The organism is Aeromonas sp. FDAARGOS 1417, assembly GCF_019046985.1.
Classification (GTDB): Bacteria; Pseudomonadota; Gammaproteobacteria; order Enterobacterales; family Aeromonadaceae; genus Aeromonas; species Aeromonas veronii.
The window spans coordinates 2,772,501-2,786,844 of record NZ_CP077221.1 but is presented as its reverse complement, the minus strand read 5'-3'; the positions used below and the strand labels follow the sequence as shown (position 1 = coordinate 2,786,844).

At 53.2% G+C, this 14,344-nt stretch carries 28 protein-coding genes (1 of these 28 running past the window's edge); 27 read left to right on the top strand and 1 reads right to left on the bottom strand.

Annotated features, from left to right (window positions below; all coding sequences use genetic code 11):
- Positions 1–36 precede the first annotated feature (36 nt).
- On the bottom strand, positions 37–951 hold the full coding sequence (locus I6L47_RS12830) for a DMT family transporter (RefSeq protein ID WP_005355344.1): 915 nt from the start codon (positions 949–951) through the stop codon (positions 37–39).
- Positions 952–1,307: 356 nt separating this feature from the next.
- Here I6L47_RS12830 and rpsJ point away from each other — a divergent pair, with 356 nt between their 5' ends.
- The 27 genes from rpsJ to rpoA all read left to right on the top strand — a co-directional run.
- On the top strand, positions 1,308–1,619 hold the full coding sequence (gene rpsJ, locus I6L47_RS12825) for a 30S ribosomal protein S10 (RefSeq protein WP_005307944.1): 312 nt from the start codon (positions 1,308–1,310) through the stop codon (positions 1,617–1,619).
- Positions 1,620–1,641: 22 nt separating this feature from the next.
- Positions 1,642–2,274: a 50S ribosomal protein L3 gene (gene rplC, locus I6L47_RS12820; protein ID WP_005340620.1), complete on the top strand. Its 633-nt coding sequence runs from the start codon at positions 1,642–1,644 to the stop codon at positions 2,272–2,274.
- Positions 2,275–2,291: 17 nt separating this feature from the next.
- Positions 2,292–2,897, top strand: coding sequence for a 50S ribosomal protein L4 (rplD, locus tag I6L47_RS12815; protein WP_005340616.1), 606 nt, complete (start codon positions 2,292–2,294; stop codon positions 2,895–2,897).
- Positions 2,897–3,196, top strand: coding sequence for a 50S ribosomal protein L23 (gene rplW, locus I6L47_RS12810; protein ID WP_342690021.1), 300 nt, complete (start codon positions 2,897–2,899; stop codon positions 3,194–3,196). Before rplD ends, rplW begins: the two co-directional genes overlap by 1 nt.
- A gap of 15 nt (positions 3,197–3,211) precedes the next feature.
- Complete coding sequence (gene rplB / locus I6L47_RS12805; RefSeq protein ID WP_005340614.1) at positions 3,212–4,033, top strand: 50S ribosomal protein L2; 822 nt, start codon at positions 3,212–3,214, stop codon at positions 4,031–4,033.
- Between the two features lie 22 nt (positions 4,034–4,055).
- Entirely contained in the window at positions 4,056–4,334 is a 279-nt protein-coding gene (gene rpsS / locus I6L47_RS12800; RefSeq protein ID WP_005307960.1) for a 30S ribosomal protein S19, read from the top strand.
- A 10-nt stretch (positions 4,335–4,344) separates the two neighbouring features.
- Positions 4,345–4,689: a 50S ribosomal protein L22 gene (rplV, locus tag I6L47_RS12795; protein WP_005319741.1), complete on the top strand. Its 345-nt coding sequence runs from the start codon at positions 4,345–4,347 to the stop codon at positions 4,687–4,689.
- A 3-nt stretch (positions 4,690–4,692) separates the two neighbouring features.
- Positions 4,693–5,406, top strand: a complete 714-nt coding sequence (rpsC, locus tag I6L47_RS12790; RefSeq protein ID WP_005307962.1) for a 30S ribosomal protein S3 — start codon at positions 4,693–4,695, stop codon at positions 5,404–5,406.
- A 13-nt stretch (positions 5,407–5,419) separates the two neighbouring features.
- Positions 5,420–5,833 carry a 50S ribosomal protein L16 gene (rplP, locus tag I6L47_RS12785; protein WP_005340612.1) on the top strand — a complete coding sequence of 138 codons (414 nt, stop codon included), beginning with the start codon at positions 5,420–5,422 and terminating at the stop codon, positions 5,831–5,833.
- On the top strand, positions 5,833–6,024 hold the full coding sequence (gene rpmC, locus I6L47_RS12780; RefSeq protein WP_005307965.1) for a 50S ribosomal protein L29: 192 nt from the start codon (positions 5,833–5,835) through the stop codon (positions 6,022–6,024). Before rplP ends, rpmC begins: the two co-directional genes overlap by 1 nt.
- Positions 6,024–6,272, top strand: coding sequence for a 30S ribosomal protein S17 (gene rpsQ / locus I6L47_RS12775; protein WP_005307966.1), 249 nt, complete (start codon positions 6,024–6,026; stop codon positions 6,270–6,272). The genes rpmC and rpsQ overlap by 1 nt, the downstream gene beginning before the upstream one ends.
- Before the next feature lie 147 nt (positions 6,273–6,419).
- Entirely contained in the window at positions 6,420–6,788 is a 369-nt protein-coding gene (gene rplN, locus I6L47_RS12770) for a 50S ribosomal protein L14 (RefSeq protein ID WP_005307975.1), read from the top strand.
- Positions 6,789–6,799: 11 nt separating this feature from the next.
- The gene (gene rplX, locus I6L47_RS12765) at positions 6,800–7,117 is read left to right on the top strand and encodes a 50S ribosomal protein L24 (RefSeq protein WP_005307977.1); all 318 of its coding nucleotides are present in this window, start codon (positions 6,800–6,802) and stop codon (positions 7,115–7,117) included.
- A gap of 13 nt (positions 7,118–7,130) precedes the next feature.
- Positions 7,131–7,670 carry a 50S ribosomal protein L5 gene (gene rplE, locus I6L47_RS12760; RefSeq protein ID WP_005331162.1) on the top strand — a complete coding sequence of 180 codons (540 nt, stop codon included), beginning with the start codon at positions 7,131–7,133 and terminating at the stop codon, positions 7,668–7,670.
- Between the two features lie 10 nt (positions 7,671–7,680).
- Positions 7,681–7,986, top strand: coding sequence for a 30S ribosomal protein S14 (gene rpsN / locus I6L47_RS12755; protein ID WP_005340609.1), 306 nt, complete (start codon positions 7,681–7,683; stop codon positions 7,984–7,986).
- Positions 7,987–8,007: 21 nt separating this feature from the next.
- Complete coding sequence (gene rpsH, locus I6L47_RS12750) at positions 8,008–8,400, top strand: 30S ribosomal protein S8 (RefSeq protein ID WP_005307980.1); 393 nt, start codon at positions 8,008–8,010, stop codon at positions 8,398–8,400.
- A 13-nt stretch (positions 8,401–8,413) separates the two neighbouring features.
- Complete coding sequence (gene rplF, locus I6L47_RS12745) at positions 8,414–8,947, top strand: 50S ribosomal protein L6 (RefSeq protein WP_005340607.1); 534 nt, start codon at positions 8,414–8,416, stop codon at positions 8,945–8,947.
- 9 nt (positions 8,948–8,956) lie between these two features.
- On the top strand, positions 8,957–9,310 hold the full coding sequence (gene rplR, locus I6L47_RS12740; protein ID WP_005340606.1) for a 50S ribosomal protein L18: 354 nt from the start codon (positions 8,957–8,959) through the stop codon (positions 9,308–9,310).
- 14 nt (positions 9,311–9,324) lie between these two features.
- Positions 9,325–9,825, top strand: coding sequence for a 30S ribosomal protein S5 (rpsE, locus tag I6L47_RS12735; RefSeq protein WP_005340605.1), 501 nt, complete (start codon positions 9,325–9,327; stop codon positions 9,823–9,825).
- A gap of 6 nt (positions 9,826–9,831) precedes the next feature.
- Positions 9,832–10,011, top strand: coding sequence for a 50S ribosomal protein L30 (gene rpmD, locus I6L47_RS12730; protein ID WP_005307985.1), 180 nt, complete (start codon positions 9,832–9,834; stop codon positions 10,009–10,011).
- Between the two features lie 2 nt (positions 10,012–10,013).
- A complete protein-coding gene (gene rplO, locus I6L47_RS12725; RefSeq protein WP_005340604.1) occupies positions 10,014–10,451 on the top strand; it encodes a 50S ribosomal protein L15 in 438 nt (145 codons plus the stop codon).
- Positions 10,452–10,459: 8 nt separating this feature from the next.
- Positions 10,460–11,788 (top strand): preprotein translocase subunit SecY, encoded by a 1,329-nt coding sequence (secY, locus tag I6L47_RS12720; protein WP_005340602.1) that lies wholly within the window; start codon positions 10,460–10,462, stop codon positions 11,786–11,788.
- A 27-nt stretch (positions 11,789–11,815) separates the two neighbouring features.
- Positions 11,816–11,929, top strand: coding sequence for a 50S ribosomal protein L36 (gene rpmJ / locus I6L47_RS12715; protein ID WP_005319705.1), 114 nt, complete (start codon positions 11,816–11,818; stop codon positions 11,927–11,929).
- 139 nt (positions 11,930–12,068) lie between these two features.
- Positions 12,069–12,425 (top strand): 30S ribosomal protein S13, encoded by a 357-nt coding sequence (gene rpsM / locus I6L47_RS12710; protein WP_005307991.1) that lies wholly within the window; start codon positions 12,069–12,071, stop codon positions 12,423–12,425.
- 14 nt (positions 12,426–12,439) lie between these two features.
- Complete coding sequence (gene rpsK, locus I6L47_RS12705) at positions 12,440–12,829, top strand: 30S ribosomal protein S11 (RefSeq protein ID WP_005307993.1); 390 nt, start codon at positions 12,440–12,442, stop codon at positions 12,827–12,829.
- A 39-nt stretch (positions 12,830–12,868) separates the two neighbouring features.
- Positions 12,869–13,489 carry a 30S ribosomal protein S4 gene (rpsD, locus tag I6L47_RS12700; protein ID WP_005340600.1) on the top strand — a complete coding sequence of 207 codons (621 nt, stop codon included), beginning with the start codon at positions 12,869–12,871 and terminating at the stop codon, positions 13,487–13,489.
- A gap of 25 nt (positions 13,490–13,514) precedes the next feature.
- Positions 13,515–14,344: the 5' portion of a DNA-directed RNA polymerase subunit alpha gene (rpoA, locus tag I6L47_RS12695; protein WP_005307997.1), read on the top strand. It continues 160 nt past the right edge of the window; 830 of the gene's 990 nt are visible here — the first part of the coding sequence; the start codon lies at positions 13,515–13,517; its stop codon lies off the right edge, out of view.

Genomic DNA, 14,344 nt, shown 5'->3' with positions numbered 1-14,344 from the left:
AGAAGGGCGTATCCGTGGATACGCCCTTCTGCATGGTCAGCTCTTGGTTTCGACTGATGCCCGATAGCGTTTGCCGTACTTGAGCTGCTGGATCAACAGGGCGGCAACGATGAGCGCCAACCCGATTGGGGTGGCTGGATGGATGGCTTCGCCTATCAACAGGTTGAGCAGCACCAGTGAGGCAAACGGCGAGATAAAGATGAGGTTGCTGATGGGGGCCGTGTTGGTGGCATGGCGCAGCGCCATCAGCCAGAGCACGAAACCGAAGCCCATTTCGAACAGTCCCACATAGATGGCTCCAGCCCATCCCTGCCAGGCGGTCATGGCAAAATCGGAGAGCAACCAGGTTGCAACGACGATAAAAGGCAGGCTGATCATAAAGCCGAGCAACAGGCTGACGATGGGATCGCCCTGATTGCGGGTGTTGAGGATCCAGTAGCTGGCCCAGATGAGGGTCGAGACCAGCGCCAGCGTCACGCCGAGGGGGCTGTCGAACTGGAGGCCGAATACATCCCCTCTGGTGGCGATCACCAGTGCGCCAAAGTAGCCGAGCACGATGGCGACGCCATCGCGCCGACGCAGCTTCTGGCCGAGGAAGGGGACGGCCAGCAGACTGAGAGTAATGGCCCAGGTGTAGTTGAGGGTCTGTGCCTGCTGGGCAGGCAACAGGTCATAGGCCTTGAATAGCAACAGGTAATAGAGAAAGGGGTTCAGCACGCCCAGAGTCAGGTAGTAGAAAGGGCGGGCCTTGATGTAGCTTCCCAGCAGCGGCAGTTTGCCCTGTTTGGCGACGACGGCTGTCAGCGTGAGAGTCGAGGTGAAGGCGGCCACAAGCAACAGTTGCACAGGTTCGAAATAGGCGAGGGAGATCTTGAAGGCTGTGGCGACCGTCGACCAGAGGGCAACGGCGCAAAGGCCATACTGATAGGCTTTCTTTTGATCTTTGAGCATGGGATGTCGTTCCACTGACAGAGGCAAGCGCACAGTCTACCAGTCTGCTTGTAACATTGTCGTTACCTGGGTGTTGGCAGCAGAGTGCGTTGCCGCAGGCGAGATCCATCTGTCACATAAAACTGCGCATAATCTGTTCGTTCTCCCTTGCGCAAATTTGAAAAATCCGTATAATCCCCTCCGCTTACCCATGAGGTAAGCCAGACGATATGTCTGCTGCTGAGTTTCCTGTTTACAGGAGCCAGCCATACAGTCCTCCCGATATGGGGGGAAACGTGAAAAATCACACCTCTGGCGGGAGCAATCTCGGTCGGGCGGTGTTGATTTATGTTCTTTTATCTATTGGAGCTCTGTCAATGCAGAACCAAAGAATCCGTATCCGCCTGAAGGCTTTTGATCATCGCCTGATTGATCAATCCACTGCGGAAATCGTTGAAACTGCTAAGCGCACTGGCGCGCAGGTTCGCGGTCCTATTCCGCTGCCGACTCGCAAAGAGCGCTTCACCGTCCTGATCTCCCCGCACGTCAACAAAGATGCGCGTGATCAGTACGAGATCCGCACTCACAAGCGTCTGGTAGACATCGTTGAGCCGACTGACAAGACCGTAGACGCCCTGATGCGTCTGGATCTGGCAGCTGGTGTAGACGTCCAGATCAGCCTGGGTTAATTACGGAAAGAGGTTGATAACAATGACAATCGGTCTTGTAGGTCGCAAAGTGGGTATGACTCGCATCTTCACTGAAGATGGCGTTTCTATCCCGGTGACTGTTATCGAAGTTGAAGCTAACCGTGTAACTCAGGTCAAATCTGTAGAAACCGACGGCTACAACGCTATTCAGGTTACCACTGGCGCCAAGAAAGCCAGCCGTGTGACCAAGCCGGAAGCTGGCCACTTCGCCAAAGCTGGTGTAGAAGCCGGTCGCGGTCTGTGGGAATTCCGCCTGAACAACGGTGAAACTTTCACTGTTGGTAGCGAGCTGAAAGTAGATCTTCTCGCTGACGTTAAGCTGGTAGACGTTACCGGCACATCCAAAGGTAAGGGCTTTGCTGGTACTGTTAAGCGCCACAACTTCCGCACCCAGGATATGACCCACGGTAACTCCTTGTCTCACCGCGTTCCGGGTTCTATCGGTCAGAACCAGACTCCGGGTCGTGTATTCAAGGGCAAAAAGATGGCTGGTCACATGGGTGCTGAGCGTGTAACGACTCAGAACCTGGAACTGGTTCGTGTTGACGCTGAACGCAACCTGCTGCTCATCAAAGGTGCAGTACCGGGTGCAACCAACGGCAACGTGATCGTCAAACCTGCCGTCAAAGCGTAACGTCTGAGGAGATAGTAATGGAATTGGTAATGAAAGACGCCAAGAGCGCTCTTGAAGTTTCCGAGACTACCTTCGGGCGCGAATTCAACGAAGCTCTGGTTCACCAGGTCGTCGTTGCATATGCCGCTGGTGCCCGTCAGGGTACTCGTGCGCAGCTGACTCGCTCTGAAGTGTCTGGTGGCGGCAAAAAGCCGTGGCGTCAGAAGGGTACTGGTCGTGCCCGTGCTGGCTCCATCCGTTCGCCCATCTGGCGTTCCGGTGGTGTGACTTTTGCTGCTAAGCCGCAAGATCACAGCCAGAAAGTAAACAAGAAGATGTACCGCGGCGCTATCCGTAGCATTCTGTCCGAGCTGGTACGTCAAGAGCGCCTGATCGTTGTTGAGAAGTTCGGCATCGAAGCTCCGAAGACCAAAGAACTGATCGCCAAGCTGAAAGAAATGGAACTGACTGACGTTCTGATCGTGACTGCTGAAGTCGATGAGAACCTGTTCCTGGCTGCTCGCAACCTGTACAAAGTTGACGTGCGTGACGTTGCCGGTATCGACCCGGTCAGCCTGATCGCTTTCGACAAGGTTCTGATGACTGCTGACGCAGTTAAGCAAATCGAGGAGATGCTGGCATGATCCGTGAAGAGCGTCTGCTGAAAGTTCTGAAGGCTCCGCACATCTCTGAAAAGAGCACCATGGTTGCAGAAAAGCAGAACACTATCGTGTTCAAAGTTGCTGTTGATGCTACCAAGGCGGAAGTCAAAGCTGCAGTTGCGAAACTGTTCGAGGTCGAAGTTGAGACCGTCCGTACCCTGAACATGAAGGGTAAGACCAAGCGCGCAGGTGCACGCGTAGGCCGTCGTTCCGATTGGAAAAAGGCTTATGTGACCCTGAAAGCTGGTCAGGACATCGACTTCATGGGCGCAGCCGAGTAAGAGGAGTTCTCAAAAATGGCAATCGTTAAGTGCAAGCCTACTTCTCCGGGCCGCCGCCACGTCGTCAAGATCGTCAATCAAGAGCTGTACAAGGGCAAGCCCTTCGCCGCTCTGCTGGACAGCAAAAGCAAGTCCGGTGGTCGTAACAACAACGGCCGTATCACTACCCGTCATATCGGTGGTGGTCACAAGCAGCACTACCGTATCGTCGACTTCAAGCGCGACAAAGACGGTATCCCGGCTAAAGTAGAGCGCCTGGAATACGATCCGAACCGTACCGCTAACATCGCTCTGGTGTTGTATGCAGACGGTGAGCGTCGTTACATCCTGGCTCCGAAAGGCCTGAAAGCTGGTGACGCGATCGCTTCTGGTGCTGATGCAGCCATCAAGGTAGGTAACGCCCTGCCGATGCGCAACATCCCGGTTGGTTCTACCGTTCACGCTGTAGAGATGAAGCCTGGTAAAGGTGCCCAGCTGGCTCGTTCCGCTGGTACTTTCATCCAGATCCTGGCTCGTGAAGGTAACTATGTAACTCTGCGTCTGCGTTCCGGCGAAGTACGTAAAGTTCTGGCCGAGTGCCGCGCTACCATCGGTGAAGTCGGTAACTCCGAGCACATGTTGCGTCAACTGGGTAAAGCCGGTGCAAACCGCTGGCGTGGTATTCGTCCGACCGTTCGCGGTATGGCGATGAACCCGGTTGACCACCCGCACGGTGGTGGTGAGGGTCGTAACAAGGGCATGCAGCCTGTGTCCCCATGGGGCCAGAAGGCTAAAGGCTTCAAGACCCGTAAGAACAAGCGTACCGACAAGTACATCGTACGTCGTCGTAACAAGTAATTGTTAACATAGAGGAATCACCATGCCACGTTCTCTCAAGAAGGGTCCATTTATTGACCTGCACTTGCTGAAGAAGGTAGAGAAAGCGGTGGAAAGCGGGGATAAAAAGCCGGTTAAAACCTGGTCCCGTCGTTCAATGATCATCCCGAACATGATCGGTTTGACCATCGCTGTCCATAATGGTCGTCAGCACGTTCCGGTTTTCGTTACCGAAGAAATGATCGGTCACAAACTGGGTGAATTCGCACCGACTCGTACTTATCGCGGCCATGCTGCTGATAAGAAGGCTAAGAAGCGCTAAGGGATAAATGATGGAAGCTATCGCTAAACACCGTTATGCCCGTACTTCTGCCCAGAAAGCTCGTCTGGTAGCCGATCAAGTACGTGGTCTGTCCGTAGACAAGGCTCTGAATATCCTGACCTTCAGCCCGAAAAAGGCTGCAGTGCTGGTTAAGAAAGTGCTGGAATCTGCCATTGCAAACGCTGAGCACAACGAAGGCGCCGATATCGACGCGCTGCGTGTTGCTACTATCATGGTCGACGAAGGTCCCTCCATGAAGCGCATCCGTCCGCGTGCCAAAGGTCGTGCGGATCGTATCCTCAAGCGTACCGCTCACATCACTGTAGTGGTATCCGACGCTAAGGCTGGGAGATAAGCAATGGGTCAGAAAGTACATCCTAATGGCATTCGCCTGGGTATTACCAAGCCTTGGAATTCTACCTGGTTCGCGAACACCAAAGACTTCGCTGACAACCTGTACAGCGATTTTCAAGTACGCCAGTTCCTGACCAAGGAACTGAAAAACGCGTCCTTGTCCAAGATCACCATTGAGCGTCCGGCCAAGAGCATCCGTGTGACCATTCACACTGCTCGTCCGGGTGTTGTAATCGGTAAGAAAGGCGAAGACGTTGAGAAGCTGCGCAAAGCTGTAGCCACTATTGCTGGCGTGCCTGCTCAGATCAACATTTCCGAAGTCCGCAAGCCGGAGCTGGATGGCAAACTCGTTGCCGACAGCATCACTTCCCAGCTGGAGCGTCGTGTAATGTTCCGTCGTGCTATGAAGCGCGCCGTACAGAACGCAATGCGCCTGGGTGCCAAGGGCATCAAAGTGGAAGTTTCCGGTCGTCTGGGCGGCGCTGAAATCGCGCGTACCGAATGGTACCGTGAAGGTCGTGTGCCGTTGCACACCCTGCGTGCCGACATCGACTACGCAACTTCTGAAGCCCACACCACTTACGGTGTGATCGGCGTTAAAGTTTGGATCTTCAAGGGCGAAGTTCTGGGCGGTCTGGCTGCTGTTAACGCTGCCGCTGCTCAAGAGCAAGCTCCTGCAAAGCCCAAGCGTGACAACAAGCGCCGCGCTGCTAAGTAAGGAGATTCGGTAAATGTTGCAACCTAAGCGTACTAAATTCCGCAAGACCCACAAGGGTCGTAACCGCGGTCTGGCCACCTCTGGTAACGAAGTATCCTTCGGTACCTTTGGCCTGAAGGCGACATCCCGTGGTCAACTGACTGCTCGTCAAATCGAAGCAGCCCGTCGTGCCATGACCCGTCACGTTAAGCGTCAAGGTAAGATCTGGATCCGTGTGTTCCCGGACAAGCCCATCACCGAAAAGCCCCTCGAAGTTCGTATGGGGAAAGGTAAGGGTAACGTGGAATACTGGGTTTGCCCGATCCAGCCTGGCAAGGTTCTGTACGAGATGGACGGTGTACCTGAGGCTCTGGCGCGTGAAGCGTTTGCCCTGGCCGCAGCTAAGCTGTCTGTTCAGACCACTTTCGTAATTAAGACGGTGATGTGATGAAAGCCCAAGATCTGCGTCAAAAGAGCGTCGAAGAACTGAACCAGGAGCTGCTGGGCCTGCTGCGTGAGCAATTCAACATGCGCATGCAAGCGTCCACCGGCCAGCTGGCTCAGACTCACACTCTGAAACAAGTGCGTCGTGACGTCGCACGTATCAAGACTGTACTGACTGAGAAGGCAGGTGCGTAATGACTGACAAGATCCGTACTCTGCAAGGTCGTGTAATCAGCGACAAGATGGACAAGTCCATCACTGTTGCTATCGAGCGCAAGGTAAAGCACCCGATCTACGGTAAGATCATCAAGCGCACTACCAAGCTGCACGTACATGACGAAAACAACGAGTGCAAAGCTGGTGACCTCGTGGAAATCCGCGAATGCCGCCCGCTGTCCAAGACCAAGTCCTGGACCCTGGTTGCCGTTGTAGAAAAGGCCTAATCGGTACTTTGTAGTCCAAGCGGCCCCTTTCAGGGGCCGTTTGTTTTTTAGGCTACCTTTTCTGAAAATCCTGTGTTATAGTTTCGCGCCTTTTGAAGGCAGCCAGATCCCATTAGGGATAAGAAGTAAACAAAGCGGAGCACTAAGATGATCCAGATGCAAAGTATGCTGGGTGTTGCCGACAACTCCGGCGCTCGCAGTGTAATGTGTATTAAGGTTCTGGGTGGCTCGCACCGCCGTTACGCCGGCATCGGCGACATCATCAAGGTTTCCATCAAGGAAGCTATTCCTCGCGGTAAAGTGAAGAAAGGTGATGTGTATAACGCGGTGGTCGTACGCACCCGTAAAGGCGTTCGTCGTCCGGACGGCTCTGTCATCCGTTTCGACAACAATGCGGCTGTGTTGCTTAACAACAACCAACAGCCAATCGGTACTCGTATTTTTGGCCCGGTGACCCGTGAACTGCGTAATGAGAAGTTCATGAAGATTGTGTCCCTGGCACCCGAAGTACTGTAAGGAGTCGAACGATGGCAGCTAAAATCCGTCGCGAAGACGAAGTGATTGTTCTTACCGGCAAAGACAAGGGCAAGCGTGGCAAAGTCACTCAAGTCCTGATTGCAAAAGGTAAGGTAATCGTGGAAGGCATCAACCAGGTGAAGAAACACCAGAAGCCGGTACCCGCACTGGGTCAGGCTGGCGGTATCGTCACCAAAGAAGCCCCCATCGATGTATCAAACGTAGCGCTGTTCAACTCTGCCACTGGCAAAGCTGACCGCGTTGGTTTCCGGATTGAAGACGGCAAAAAAGTCCGTTTCTTCAAATCCACCGGCGAACTTGTGAAGTAATTGGAGTTTAACGATGGCGAAACTGCATGATTACTACAAATCCGATGTAGTAAATGAACTGTCCAAGCAGTTCGGTTACAAGACTATCATGCAAGTCCCTCGGATCGAGAAAATCACCCTGAACATGGGTGTTGGTGAAGCGATCTCTGACAAGAAATTGCTGGAAAATGCTGCTGCCGATATGGCTGCCATTTCCGGTCAGAAGCCGCTGATCACCAAAGCTCGCAAATCTGTTGCGGGCTTCAAGATTCGTGAAGGCTACCCGATAGGTTGTAAAGTAACCCTGCGTGGCGAGCGTATGTGGGAGTTCCTGGAACGGCTGATCTGCATCTCCGTACCGCGTATCCGTGACTTCCGTGGCCTGAACGCTAAAGCGTTCGACGGTCGTGGTAACTACTCCATGGGCGTGCGTGAGCAGATCATCTTCCCGGAAATCGACTATGACAAAGTCGATCGCGTCCGTGGTCTGGATATCACCATCACCACTTCCGCGAATACCGATGAAGAAGGCCGTGCTCTGCTGGCTGCCTTTAACTTCCCATTCCGCAAGTAAGGTTAGGGTTATGGCTAAAACATCCATGAAAGCGCGCGAAGCAAAGCGTGCCAAGCTGGTAGCCAAGTACGCGACCAAGCGTGCCGAGCTGAAAGCTATCATCGTTGACATGAACGCTTCTGAAGAAGCGCGTTGGGATGCTGTACTGCAACTGCAACAGCTGCCCCGTGATTCCAGTCCGTCCCGCCAGCGTAACCGTTGCAATATTACTGGTCGTCCGCACGGTTTCCTGCGCAAGTTTGGCCTGTCTCGCATCAAAGTGCGTGAGCATGCCATGAAGGGCGAAATTCCGGGCCTGAAGAAGGCTTCTTGGTAACGAATCTCGGGAGTTAGACTTATGAGCATGCAAGATCCGATCGCGGATATGCTGACCCGCATCCGTAACGGTCAGGCGGCGAGCAAAGTTGCGGTTTCCATGCCTTCTTCCAAGCTGAAAGTGGCTATCGCCAAAGTGCTGAAAGAAGAAGGTTACATCGCTGGCTACTCCGTAGCTGGTGACGTGAAGCCGGAACTGGAAATTGAACTGAAATATTTCCAGGGCAAGCCAGTTGTAGAACTGATCCAACGCGTAAGCCGTCCAGGCCTGCGTATTTACAAGCGCACTACTGATCTGCCGAAAGTTATGGGCGGTCTCGGTGTTGCTATCGTGTCCACGTCTAAAGGTGTGATGACTGACCGTGCTGCTCGCAAAGCAAGCATGGGCGGTGAGATCATCTGCTACGTCGCTTAATAGGAGGTAGGAAATGTCTCGTGTTGCTAAGGCACCCGTCACTATTCCTGCTGGCGTAGAGGTGACTCTGAACGGCCAGGAACTGACCATCAAAGGTGGTAAAGGTTCTCTGGTTCGCTCTATTCACGCCGGTGTAGAAGTGACCAAAGAAGACAATGTACTGAAGTTCGCCCCGCGCGGCAGCATCGCTGGTGCTGACGCTCAGGCTGGTACTGCCCGTGCATTGGTCAACAACATGGTAATCGGTGTTACCCAAGGCTTCGAGCGCAAGCTGCAGCTGGTTGGTGTAGGTTATAAAGCCTCCATCAAGGGCAATGCTGTTGCGCTGGCTCTGGGCTTCTCTCACCCGGTAGAGCATGCGCTGCCGGCTGGTGTGACCGCTGAGTGCCCGACTGCTACAGAAATCGTTCTGCGTGGCGTCGACAAGCAGCTGGTTGGCCAAGTCGCCGCCGATATCCGTGCTTACCGCGCTCCGGAGCCCTACAAGGGCAAGGGTGTACGCTATGCCAACGAGCAAGTGCGTACTAAAGAAGCTAAGAAGAAGTAAGGTAACACTATGGACAAGAAAGCAGCTCGTCTCCGTCGTGCTACTCGTGCTCGGAAAAAGATGCAGGAACTGGGAGCTACCCGTCTGGTTGTTCACCGTACCCCGCGTCATATCTATGCGCAGGTTATTGCAGCCAACGGTTCCGAAGTTCTGGCCTCTGCTTCCACAGTAGAGAAAGCCATCAGTGAAGCTCTGAAATACACCGGTAACGCAGATGCTGCTACCGCTGTAGGTAAAGCTATCGCTGAGCGTGCTATTGCCAAAGGCGTTCAGAACGTATCTTTCGATCGTTCCGGTTTCAAGTATCACGGTCGCATCGCTGCCCTGGCAGCTGCCGCACGTGACGCTGGTCTTCAGTTCTAAGCTAGGAGTCGAAGATGGCTAAAGTCGAATCTCAAGCCGGCGAACTGCAAGAAAAGCTCATTGCAGTAAACCGTGTTTCGAAAACTGTTAAAGGTGGTCGTATCATGTCCTTCACCGCGTTGACCGTGGTGGGTGATGGTAACGGCCGTGTAGGTTACGGTTACGGTAAAGCCCGTGAAGTTCCGGCTGCTATTCAAAAAGCAATGGAACAGGCTAAGCGTAACCTGAACAAGGTTGAGTTGAACAACGGCACTCTGCACCACCCGGTGCGTGGTGTTCACTCTGGCTCCACCGTGTTCATGAAGCCGGCCTCTCAAGGTACTGGTATCATTGCAGGCGGCGCCATGCGTGCTGTTCTGGAAGTTGCCGGTATCCACAACGTGCTGGCCAAGACCTACGGTTCCACCAACCCAATCAACGTTGTTCGCGCAACTGTAGACGCTCTGGTTCACGGTCAATCACCGGAACAGATCGCTGCTAAGCGTGGTCTGCGCGTTGAAGAAATTCTGGGGTAATGCGACATGGCTAACACTGTAAAAGTAACTCAAACTCGCAGCTCTATCGGCCGTCTGCCAAAGCACAAGGCGACTCTGCGTGGTCTGGGTCTGCGTCGCATTGGTCACACCGTTGAGCTGGAAGATACTCCTTGCGTACGCGGCATGATCAACCAGGTTTATTACATGGTTAAGGTGGAGGGCTAAGCATGCGTCTGAACACTCTGTCTCCGGCCGCTGGTTCCAAGCCTGAAAAACAACGTCGTGGTCGTGGTATCGGCTCCGGCCTGGGCAAGACTGGTGGTCGTGGTGTTAAAGGCCAGACCTCTCGTTCCGGTGGCGGTAAAGTCCGCAACGGTTTCGAAGGCGGCCAGATGCCTTTGAAAATCCGTCTGCCGAAGTTCGGTTTCTTCTCTCGCAAATCTTTGGTTTCTGCCGAAGTGCGTCTGAACGAAATCGCCCTGGTAGAAGGTGATGTAGTCGACCTGAGCACTCTGAAGCAAGCCGGTGTTGTTACTAAGAACATCGTGTTCGCTAAAGTTGTTCTGTCAGGCAACATTGACCGTGCTGTGACCGTTCGTGGTCTGTCCGTCACCAAAGGTGCACGCGCAGCCATCGAGGCCGCTGGCGGTAAAATCGAGGAATAATCAGTACAATGGCTAAGAAACCAGGATTGGATGTTAAAGCACAGGGTGGTCTGAGTGAACTGAAGAGCCGTCTGCTCTTCGTTCTCGGGGCGATTATCGTTTTCCGTGCAGGCTCTTATGTGCCGATTCCTGGTATTGACGCCGCCGTACTGGCCGAGTTGTTCCAGCAACAGAAGGGCACCATCATTGAGATGTTCAACATGTTCAGTGGTGGTGCACTCTCGCGTGCTTCTATTCTTGCGTTGGGGATCATGCCGTACATTTCGGCATCGATCATTATCCAGCTGCTGACAGTGGTTCACCCCGCTCTTGCTGAACTCAAGAAAGAAGGTGAATCCGGCCGTCGCAAGATTAGCCAATATACCCGTTGGGGCACGCTGGTTTTGGGAACTTTCCAGGCCATTGGTATTGCAACCGGTCTGCCGAATATGATGCATGGACTCGTGACTAATCCGGGTCTAGGATTCTATTTCACAGCGGTTGTGAGTTTGGTCACCGGTACCATGTTTTTGATGTGGTTGGGTGAACAGATTACCGAGCGTGGGATTGGTAATGGTATCTCGTTGATTATTTTCACAGGTATCGTTGCTGGTCTGCCGCATGCCATTGGCGCTACGGCCGAACAGGCACGTCAAGGGGAATTGCACATCCTGCTGTTGTTGTTGCTGGGCTTGATTGTTTTCGCAGTGACTTACTTTGTGGTGTTCGTGGAGCGTGGTCAGCGTCGTATCGTCGTTAACTATGCCAAGCGTCAACAAGGCCGCCAGGTATTTGCCGCGCAAAGCACACACCTGCCGTTGAAAGTGAATATGGCTGGTGTGATTCCTGCGATTTTCGCATCCAGTATCATCCTTTTCCCGGGGACCATTACCTCCTGGTTTGGTCAGGGTGAGGGTAAAGTAGCTGATATCCTGCAACAGGTCTCTATGGTCCTGCAGCCGGGTCAACCGCTTTACGAGATGCTGTATGCAGCAGCCATTATCTTCTTCTGCTTCTTCTATACCGCGCTGGTGTTCAACCCCCGCGAGACAGCAGATAATCTGAAGAAGAGTGGAGCCTTTATCCCGGGGATTCGCCCGGGCGAGCAGACAGCACGTTACATCGATAAGGTTATGACTCGCCTGACATTGGCAGGTGCGCTCTATATAACCTTTATCTGTCTGGTACCCCAGTTCTTGATGACTGCCTGGAACGTACAGTTCTACTTCGGTGGCACTTCGCTGCTGATTATCGTGGTAGTTATCATGGACTTCATGGCTCAGGTACAAACCCATATGATGTCTCATCAATATGGCGACGTCCTGAGGAAGGCCAACCTGAAGGGCTACGGCCGCTAAAGGTCGGCGTAGTTACGGAGTTAAGCAATGAAAGTTCGTGCTTCCGTTAAGGCAATCTGCCGTAACTGCAAAATCATCAAGCGTCACGGTGTGGTGCGTGTGATTTGCAGCGAGCCAAAGCATAAACAGCGCCAAGGCTAATTTTTTACGGTTAGTACTTGCAACAAATAGTTGTGCTGGCTAATATAGCCAGCCAACTTTTGTTGTGTATTGGTTGACCGCCACGTATCCGCTCACGGGCTTTGTGGTGGTCGTAATCTACTATATGTAGGAGTGAATAGTGGCCCGTATCGCTGGCATTAACATTCCTGACCATAAGCATGCAGTCATCGCTTTGACTGCGATTTATGGCGTCGGTCGTACCCGCTCCAAGGCCATCTGTGCCGCAGCCGGTATCGCTGAGAATGTGAAAATTAAAGACCTGGACGAAGCTCAGATCGAGAGTCTGCGTGAACAAGTAGGTAAATTCACCGTCGAAGGTGACCTGCGTCGTCAGATTTCCATGAACATCAAGCGATTGATGGATCTGGGTTGCTACCGTGGTTTGCGTCACCGTCGTAGCCTGCCTGTTCGTGGTCAACGTACCAAGACCAACGCTCGTACCCGTAAGGGTCCGCGCAAGGCTATCAAGAAGTAACGGGAAGGTAGAAAATGGCTAAAACTCCGACTCGTGCTCGCAAGCGCGTTAAAAAGCAAGTGAGCGACGGTATTGCGCACGTTCATGCATCTTTCAACAACACAATCGTGACCATTACTGACCGTCAGGGCAATGCTCTGTCTTGGGCTACTTCTGGTGGTTCCGGTTTCCGTGGTTCTCGTAAGTCCACCCCGTTCGCTGCTCAGGTAGCTGCAGAGCGCGCTGGTGAGATGGCCAAAGAATATGGCGTCAAGAACCTGGAAGTCATGGTCAAAGGTCCGGGTCCCGGTCGTGAGTCTTCCATCCGCGCCCTGAACGCGGCTGGTTTCCGCATCACTAACATTACTGATGTGACTCCGATCCCGCACAACGGTTGTCGTCCTCCCAAGAAGCGCCGCGTATAACGCTGTAGCTACTTGGTCTAGGATTGTTGGAGAAAGAAGATGGCAAGATATATCGGTCCTAAGCTTAAGCTTAGCCGTCGTGAGGGCACCGACCTCTTCCTGAAGTCAGGTGTTCGTGCGATTGATTCTAAGTGCAAGATTGACACCGCCCCTGGTCAGCACGGTGCGCGTAAAGCGCGTCTGTCTGACTACGGTGTTCAGCTGCGCGAGAAACAAAAAGTTCGTCGTATCTACGGCGTATTGGAAAAACAGTTCCGCAACTACTACCGCGACGCTGCCCGTCAAAAGGGTAACACCGGTGAAAACCTGTTGCAGCTGCTGGAAGGTCGTTTGGACAACGTTGTTTACCGTATGGGCTTCGGCGCTACCCGTGCTGAATCTCGTCAGCTGGTGAGCCACAAGGCCATCATGGTAAACGGTCGCGTTGTGAACATTCCTTCTTTCCAGGTTTCCCCTGAGGACGTGATCTGCGTTCGTGAGAAGGCTAAGAAGCAAGCGCGTATCAAAGCTTCCCTGGAAGTTGCTGGTCAGCGTGAGAAGCCGACTTGGGTAGAGGTTGACGCCGCTAAAATGGAAGGTGCTTTCAAGCGTCTGCCAGAGCGTTCCGACCTGTCTGCCGACATTAACGAACAGCTGATCGTCGAGCTTTACTCCAAGTAAAGCTAGCTTCTAAAGAGAGGACACAATGCTGGGTTCTGTAACAGATTTTCTTAAACCGCGGCTAGTTGACATCGAGCAAGTTAGCCCGACTCATGCGAAAGTGACTCTTGAGCCACTCGAGCGTGGCTTTGGTCACACGCTGGGCAACGCCCTGCGTCGTATTTTGCTGTCATCTATGCCCGGTTGTGCAGTTACTGAAGTCGAAATTGACGGGGTACTGCATGAGTACAGCAGCAAAGAAGGTGTACAGGAAGACATTCTTGAAATCCTGCTCAACCTGAAAGGTATCGCTGTGAAGCTGGAAGGCAAGGACGAGGTAACTCTGTCCCTGACCAAGTCTGGAACAGGCCCCGTTACCGCTGGTGATATCACTCACGGTGATGAAGTCGAGATCGTAAACCCGGAGCACGTAATCTGCCACCTGACAGGTGCCAATGCTGAAATCAGCATGCGCCTGAAAGTTCAGCGCGGTCGTGGTTATGTGCCTGCTTCTGCTCGTGTTCACAACGATGATGAAGAGCGTCCTATTGGTCGCCTGCTGTTGGACTCCGCGTTCAGCCCCATCGTTCGTATTGCCTACAATGTTGAGGCAGCACGTGTGGAACAGCGTACCGACTTGGACAAGCTGGTCATCGACATGGAGACCAATGGTACCCTGGATCCTGAAGAAGCCATCCGTCGTTCTGCCACTATCCTGGCAGAGCAACTGGAAGCCTTCGTGGATCTGCGCGATGTCAGCGTGCCCGAGAAGAAAGAAGAGAAACCCGAGTTTGATCCGATTCTGCTACGTCCTGTCGATGATTTGGAGCTGACAGTTCGTTCTGCGAACTGTCTGAAGGCAGAAGCTATCCACTA

Excerpts from the sequence above, each read along its gene's own strand:
- secY (WP_005340602.1), top strand. The coding sequence starts at position 10,460 with ATGGCTAAGAAACCAGGATTGGATGTTAAAGCACAGGGTGGTCTGAGT.
- rpsN (WP_005340609.1), top strand. The coding sequence starts at position 7,681 with ATGGCTAAAACATCCATGAAAGCGCGCGAAGCAAAGCGTGCCAAGCTG.
- rplO (WP_005340604.1), top strand. The coding sequence starts at position 10,014 with ATGCGTCTGAACACTCTGTCTCCGGCCGCTGGTTCCAAGCCTGAAAAA.
- rpsC (WP_005307962.1), top strand. The coding sequence starts at position 4,693 with ATGGGTCAGAAAGTACATCCTAATGGCATTCGCCTGGGTATTACCAAG.
- rpsH (WP_005307980.1), top strand. The coding sequence starts at position 8,008 with ATGAGCATGCAAGATCCGATCGCGGATATGCTGACCCGCATCCGTAAC.
- rplP (WP_005340612.1), top strand. The coding sequence starts at position 5,420 with ATGTTGCAACCTAAGCGTACTAAATTCCGCAAGACCCACAAGGGTCGT.
- rplV (WP_005319741.1), top strand. The coding sequence starts at position 4,345 with ATGGAAGCTATCGCTAAACACCGTTATGCCCGTACTTCTGCCCAGAAA.
- rplX (WP_005307977.1), top strand. The coding sequence starts at position 6,800 with ATGGCAGCTAAAATCCGTCGCGAAGACGAAGTGATTGTTCTTACCGGC.
- rplE (WP_005331162.1), top strand. The coding sequence starts at position 7,131 with ATGGCGAAACTGCATGATTACTACAAATCCGATGTAGTAAATGAACTG.
- rplB (WP_005340614.1), top strand. The coding sequence starts at position 3,212 with ATGGCAATCGTTAAGTGCAAGCCTACTTCTCCGGGCCGCCGCCACGTC.
- rplD (WP_005340616.1), top strand. The coding sequence starts at position 2,292 with ATGGAATTGGTAATGAAAGACGCCAAGAGCGCTCTTGAAGTTTCCGAG.
- rpsE (WP_005340605.1), top strand. The coding sequence starts at position 9,325 with ATGGCTAAAGTCGAATCTCAAGCCGGCGAACTGCAAGAAAAGCTCATT.
- rplR (WP_005340606.1), top strand. The coding sequence starts at position 8,957 with ATGGACAAGAAAGCAGCTCGTCTCCGTCGTGCTACTCGTGCTCGGAAA.
- rpmD (WP_005307985.1), top strand. The coding sequence starts at position 9,832 with ATGGCTAACACTGTAAAAGTAACTCAAACTCGCAGCTCTATCGGCCGT.
- rpsK (WP_005307993.1), top strand. The coding sequence starts at position 12,440 with ATGGCTAAAACTCCGACTCGTGCTCGCAAGCGCGTTAAAAAGCAAGTG.
- rplN (WP_005307975.1), top strand. The coding sequence starts at position 6,420 with ATGATCCAGATGCAAAGTATGCTGGGTGTTGCCGACAACTCCGGCGCT.
- rpmJ (WP_005319705.1), top strand. The coding sequence starts at position 11,816 with ATGAAAGTTCGTGCTTCCGTTAAGGCAATCTGCCGTAACTGCAAAATC.
- I6L47_RS12830 (WP_005355344.1), bottom strand. The coding sequence starts at position 951 with ATGCTCAAAGATCAAAAGAAAGCCTATCAGTATGGCCTTTGCGCCGTT.
- rpsS (WP_005307960.1), top strand. The coding sequence starts at position 4,056 with ATGCCACGTTCTCTCAAGAAGGGTCCATTTATTGACCTGCACTTGCTG.
- rpsJ (WP_005307944.1), top strand. The coding sequence starts at position 1,308 with ATGCAGAACCAAAGAATCCGTATCCGCCTGAAGGCTTTTGATCATCGC.
- rplC (WP_005340620.1), top strand. The coding sequence starts at position 1,642 with ATGACAATCGGTCTTGTAGGTCGCAAAGTGGGTATGACTCGCATCTTC.
- rpsD (WP_005340600.1), top strand. The coding sequence starts at position 12,869 with ATGGCAAGATATATCGGTCCTAAGCTTAAGCTTAGCCGTCGTGAGGGC.
- rpmC (WP_005307965.1), top strand. The coding sequence starts at position 5,833 with ATGAAAGCCCAAGATCTGCGTCAAAAGAGCGTCGAAGAACTGAACCAG.
- rplF (WP_005340607.1), top strand. The coding sequence starts at position 8,414 with ATGTCTCGTGTTGCTAAGGCACCCGTCACTATTCCTGCTGGCGTAGAG.
- rpsQ (WP_005307966.1), top strand. The coding sequence starts at position 6,024 with ATGACTGACAAGATCCGTACTCTGCAAGGTCGTGTAATCAGCGACAAG.